The following is a 4,876-nucleotide window of genomic DNA, read 5'->3' as shown; positions in this document are numbered from 1 at the left end:
GAATCACCTCGGCGACTTTGCGTTCGGCCTTGTTCAGCTCTTCAAGGCGATTCTGGATTTGCTCCAGTAAATTTCGCACGCGGTCCATATAAGTATCCTTGATTCACCGGCACCGATAAGCGCGCGGTTAATGCAAAAAGGGCCTTTGGTGAGGCCCATCACGGTGGCCTATCCTACTGATGGCTCCGACCGACCACCACTCGGAATCTGTATTTTGCGAAAATGTTGTGGTTATTACTACATTTTCCCTTGAGTGATGCCTTGAAAAAAGGTATTTGTAGCTTAACTTGATAAAAGAACAAACATCATGCTCTCGATTACGGTTGAACCGTGCACCTTTACCTTGTTCGGCGCCTTGGGCGATCTGGCCTTGCGCAAGCTGTTTCCTGCCCTTTATCAACTCGACGGCGCAGGCCTCTTGCACGAGGACACGCGCATCATCGCGCTGGCCCGTGAGGCTGGCAGCGAGCAGGAACACCTGACGTTCATCGCCTCCGAGCTACGCCGTTATGTCGGCGCCAAAGAGCTGGACGAAGCCGTAGTCGAGCGTTTTCTGGCGCGCCTGAGCTACCTGCACGTCGACTTCCTCAAGCCCGAGGATTATGTGACCCTGGCCGAAGTCGCCGGCACCGCACAGCGAGTCATTGCCTACTTTGCGACCCCGGCCGCCGTGTATGGCGCGATTTGCGAGAACCTGGCCAAGGTCGGTCTGGCAGAAAACACCCGCGTGGTGCTGGAAAAACCCATCGGTTCGGACCTGGAATCCTCGCGCAAGGTCAACGACGCGGTGGCGCAGTTCTTCCCGGAGAACCGCACCTACCGCATCGACCATTATCTGGGCAAGGAAACCGTCCAGAACCTGATCGCCCTGCGTTTCGCCAACAGCCTGTTCGAAACCCAGTGGAACCAGAATTACATTTCCCACGTGGAAATCACCGTGGCCGAGAAGGTCGGCATCGAAGGCCGCTGGGGTTACTTCGACAAGGCCGGCCAGCTGCGGGACATGATCCAGAATCACCTGCTGCAACTGCTCTGCCTGATCGCCATGGACCCGCCGGCCGACCTGTCCGCCGACAGCATTCGCGACGAGAAAGTCAAAGTGCTCAAGGCCCTGGCGCCGATCAGCCCGGAAGGCCTGACCACTCAAGTGGTGCGCGGCCAGTACATCGCCGGCTACAGCGAAGGCAAAGCGGTGCCGGGGTACTTGGAAGAACCCAATTCCAACACCCAGAGCGATACCGAAACCTTCGTCGCCCTGCGTGCCGACATCCGCAACTGGCGCTGGGCCGGCGTGCCGTTTTACCTGCGTACCGGCAAGCGCATGCCGCAGAAGCTGTCGCAGATCGTCATCCACTTCAAGGAACCGTCGCACTACATCTTCGCCCCCGAGCAGCGCCTGCAAATCAGCAACAAGCTGATTATCCGCCTGCAGCCGGACGAAGGCATTTCCTTGCGTGTCATGACCAAAGATCAAGGCCTGGACAAAGGCATGCAGCTGCGCAGCGGTCCGTTGCAGCTGAATTTTTCCGACACCTGGAGCAGCGCACGGATTCCCGATGCCTACGAGCGGTTGTTGCTGGAAGTAATGCGCGGCAATCAGAACCTGTTTGTCCGTAAAGATGAAATCGAAGCCGCGTGGAAGTGGTGTGACCAGTTGATCGCCGGGTGGAAAAAATCCGGTGATGCGCCCAAGCCGTACGCGGCCGGGTCCTGGGGGCCGATGAGCTCCATTGCTCTGATCACGCGGGACGGGAGGTCGTGGTATGGCGATATCTGATTTGAAACTGCCGCAGGGCGTCAGCGCCCATGCATACAAGAGCCCGGTGCTGCTGGCTGAAAGCCTGGCACTGAACGTGGCGAAACAACTGAGCGACGCGATCGAAGCCCAGGGCGCTGCGACCCTGGTGGTTTCCGGTGGCCGCAGCCCGGTGGCGTTTTTCCAGCACCTGGCCAAGCAGACGCTGGACTGGTCGAACGTGGTGGTCAGCCTGGCCGACGAGCGCTGGGTGCCGGTGGAACACGCCGACAGCAACGCCGGTCTGATCAAGCGTTACCTGCTGCAAGGCCCGGCGGCCAAGGCGCAATTCCTGAGCCTGTACAGCGCCAGCGCCAACCTGGAACAGGCGGCCGAGCAGGCCGACCGTTTGTTGTCCGAGTTGCCGGTGATCGACGTGCTGATCCTCGGCATGGGCGATGACGGCCACACCGCGTCGCTGTTCCCCAACAGCCCGAACCTTGCCGAGGCATTGCAGGCCGATGGCGTCCGTCGCTGCTGGCCGATGCTGGCGCCGACCGTGCCGCATCAGCGCCTGACCATGAGCCGGGCGCTGCTGGCCTCGGCCAAGCATAAGGTTCTATCGATTTCCGGTCAGTCCAAGCTGACCACCCTGAGTACCGCACTGGCCGGTGACGATGTCGCCGCACTGCCGATTCGCGCGTTTCTGCAACCCACGTTAGAGATTTACTGGTGCCCATGAGCCAAGGAACAGCCGCTATGACAAACCCATCCCCGACCGTTTCCATGGCGGACAAAGTTGCCCTGATCGACAGCATCTGCGCGAAAGCGCGGATTCTGCCGGTGATCACCATCGCCCGCGAGCAAGACGTTCTGCCGCTGGCCGACGCCCTGGCAGCCGGTGGCCTGACGGCCCTGGAAGTGACCTTGCGTTCGCAATTCGGCCTCAAGGCCATCCAGATTCTGCGCGAGCAGCGTCCGGAACTGGTGACCGGTGCCGGCACCGTGCTCGATCGCCACATGCTGGCGGCGGCGGAAGCGGCCGGCTCGCAATTCATCGTCACGCCGGGTATCACCCGCGACCTGCTGGAAGCCAGCGTCGCCAGCCCGATTCCACTGTTGCCGGGCATCAGCAATGCCTCGGGCATCATGGAAGGCTACGGTCTGGGGTATCGTCGCTTCAAGCTGTTCCCGGCCGAAGTCAGCGGCGGCGTTGCAGCCATCAAGGCTTTGGGCGGTCCGTTCGGCGAAGTGAAATTCTGCCCGACCGGCGGCGTGGGACCTGCCAATATCAAGAGCTACATGGCGTTGAAAAACGTCATGTGCGTGGGCGGTAGCTGGATGCTTGATCCGGAGTGGATCAAGAACGGCGACTGGGCCCGCATTCAGGAATGCACCGCCGAGGCCTTGGCGCTGCTGGACTGATCGCTTCACCCTACACCTCGTTGTGTGTTCTACGGCTTTACGGTGCGCTTGGTCGGTGCACCGTTTTTTTTTGCCCGCGAAAAATTGAGGCAATTAATACCTGTAGGAGCGAGCTCGCTCGCGATGGTCGTGAACGATAACGCGGGAACCCGATAGCCAGCGGTGCCTGGAAGTTTTTCGCGAGCGAGCTCGCTCCTRCAGGTCAGCACAATTGCGCCAGCGCCGTGGTCAGCCGCGTCATGTGCTCGGCGGTGGTGGTCAGCCCCGGGGTGATGCGGATGCACGGGCCGCACGCCGCGCCAGTGCGTACCACGGTGAACAGGTTGTAGTCCTTGAGCAGCCGCTCGACCATCGCCTGCTGATCGGTCTGTGCGATGAAACGCATGGACGTGATGCCGCAGTACAGTCGCGGGTCGTCCGGGGTCAGGACTTCGATGCCCGGTAGTTCGCGCACGGGGCGGACCCACAGGTTGCGCAGGTAGTTGAGCCGAGAACCCTTGGCCGCCGCGCCGCCCATGGCGTGATGCTCCTCGAGTACCAGCGGCAAGGTCAGCAACGCCGGAATGTTCGGTGTGCTGTACGGCATACGGGCACGAATGTCAGTGACCGGAAAATGCATCTCGCCCATGTCCGGGTCGATGTCGGCCAGGTGTTCGGGTGCAATGTAGATAAAGCCGAGCGTCAGCGGTGCACCGATCCACTTGTGCAGGTTGTAGCCGGCGAAGGCGATACCGAACTCGGCCAGGTCGAATTCGAACTGACCGAGGGCATGGGCACCGTCGAGGATGACGTCGATGCCGTGTTCCTTTGCCGCGGCTGCAATCGCCTGCACCGGCATCACCAGACCCGTGCGATGGGTGACGTGGGTCAGGGCCATCAGCTTCAGCCGTGGGTGCCGCGCGAAGGTTTCGCGGTAGGTATTGAGCAGGCTGTCGAAGGTTGCGGGGTGGGTGTGTTCGATCTCGATCACTTCAACACCGCGATTACGCGCCAGCCAGCGCATGGCGCCTTTGACCGTGTCGTATTCCAGATCGCAAACCAGTACCTGATCGCCGGGCTGGAGCCGGTTGTAGTTGCGGATCAGCGACTGCAAACCTTCCGACGCGTTGCGGGTCAGGGCGATGCTGTCGGCGGGTACGCCTATCAACCGGGCCAGTTGCGCGCGGATCTTCAGGCTGTCGCCCTGTTCGAAGCGCTGGCGCACATAGACCGAATTGCTGCGGTTGATCAGCTCGATGTTGCGCTGGTATTCCTCGACCACCGTGCGCGACATGCGTCCAAAGTAACCGTTCTCCAGGTTGAGCGGGCCGGGTTCGACATCGTAGCGGTCGGCAAAGGTTTGCCAGAAGGCTTCATCACGGGCGCGGCGGGTGTTGTCGGGCATGGGCTACTCGGTAGGTGTTCAGTGGCGCGGGGCCGGTTTGCCGTGTTTGGCGCGCAGCGGTTCGAGCAAGTCCGACAAACCGTTGTGATCGATTTCCTGCATCAGGGCCAGCAGGCCGCCCAACTCGCCATGGGGGAAACCCTCCCGGGCGAACCAGTTCAGGTAAGGGCCGGGCAGGTCGGCAATGATTCGGCCCTTGTACTTGCCGAAGGGCATTTCGCGGGTGATCAGCAGTTCGAGCTTTTCAGGATTCATCGATCGGTCGTCTTGATTTGGTCAGTCTGGAAAATACAGGCATTCCGACAAGCCCCCCTCGCCACAGAGGGTTAGCC

Annotated in this window: 6 protein-coding genes; 3 read left to right on the top strand and 3 right to left on the bottom strand. The window is 61.0% G+C overall.

All coding sequences use genetic code 11. From position 1 onward, the window contains the following. The coding region (locus AC1DVH_RS25905) for a hypothetical protein (RefSeq protein WP_477756201.1) at positions 1-79 on the bottom strand (79 nt) is incomplete at its 3' end. A gap of 228 nt (positions 80-307) precedes the next feature. On the opposite strand from AC1DVH_RS25905, the gene zwf reads away from it, so the two are divergent. From zwf to AC1DVH_RS25890, 3 genes are read left to right on the top strand one after another with little or no spacing between them, the layout of a single operon-like run. Beyond that, positions 308-1,777, top strand: coding sequence for a glucose-6-phosphate dehydrogenase (zwf, locus tag AC1DVH_RS25900; protein ID WP_477756200.1), 1,470 nt, complete (start codon positions 308-310; stop codon positions 1,775-1,777). Beyond that, complete coding sequence (gene pgl, locus AC1DVH_RS25895) at positions 1,764-2,477, top strand: 6-phosphogluconolactonase (protein WP_477756199.1); 714 nt, start codon at positions 1,764-1,766, stop codon at positions 2,475-2,477. Before zwf ends, pgl begins: the two co-directional genes overlap by 14 nt. 17 nt (positions 2,478-2,494) lie before the next feature. Then, positions 2,495-3,160 carry a bifunctional 4-hydroxy-2-oxoglutarate aldolase/2-dehydro-3-deoxy-phosphogluconate aldolase gene (locus tag AC1DVH_RS25890; protein WP_008050561.1) on the top strand — a complete coding sequence of 222 codons (666 nt, stop codon included), beginning with the start codon at positions 2,495-2,497 and terminating at the stop codon, positions 3,158-3,160. 202 nt (positions 3,161-3,362) lie between these two features. Here the strand turns inward: AC1DVH_RS25890 and AC1DVH_RS25885 are convergent, their stop codons facing one another. Together AC1DVH_RS25885 and AC1DVH_RS25880 are read right to left on the bottom strand one after the other, a co-directional pair. After that, entirely contained in the window at positions 3,363-4,544 is a 1,182-nt protein-coding gene (locus tag AC1DVH_RS25885; protein ID WP_477756198.1) for an aminotransferase class V-fold PLP-dependent enzyme, read from the bottom strand. A gap of 18 nt (positions 4,545-4,562) precedes the next feature. Continuing rightward, on the bottom strand, positions 4,563-4,799 hold the full coding sequence (locus tag AC1DVH_RS25880) for a DUF3820 family protein (protein WP_003227425.1): 237 nt from the start codon (positions 4,797-4,799) through the stop codon (positions 4,563-4,565). Between the last annotated feature and the right edge of the window lie 77 nt (positions 4,800-4,876).

This window comes from Pseudomonas sp. P4_C3, assembly GCF_056402075.1.
Note: the sequence above shows the minus strand (reverse complement) of the source record. Positions and strands in the feature narration are given on the sequence as shown.

What these genes read in the sequence shown, in the direction of transcription:
- AC1DVH_RS25880 (WP_003227425.1), bottom strand. Translation starts at nt 4,799, where the DNA reads ATGAATCCTGAAAAGCTCGAACTGCTGATCACCCGCGAAATGCCCTTC.
- AC1DVH_RS25885 (WP_477756198.1), bottom strand. Translation starts at nt 4,544, where the DNA reads ATGCCCGACAACACCCGCCGCGCCCGTGATGAAGCCTTCTGGCAAACC.
- AC1DVH_RS25890 (WP_008050561.1), top strand. Translation starts at nt 2,495, where the DNA reads ATGACAAACCCATCCCCGACCGTTTCCATGGCGGACAAAGTTGCCCTG.
- pgl (WP_477756199.1), top strand. Translation starts at nt 1,764, where the DNA reads ATGGCGATATCTGATTTGAAACTGCCGCAGGGCGTCAGCGCCCATGCA.
- zwf (WP_477756200.1), top strand. Translation starts at nt 308, where the DNA reads ATGCTCTCGATTACGGTTGAACCGTGCACCTTTACCTTGTTCGGCGCC.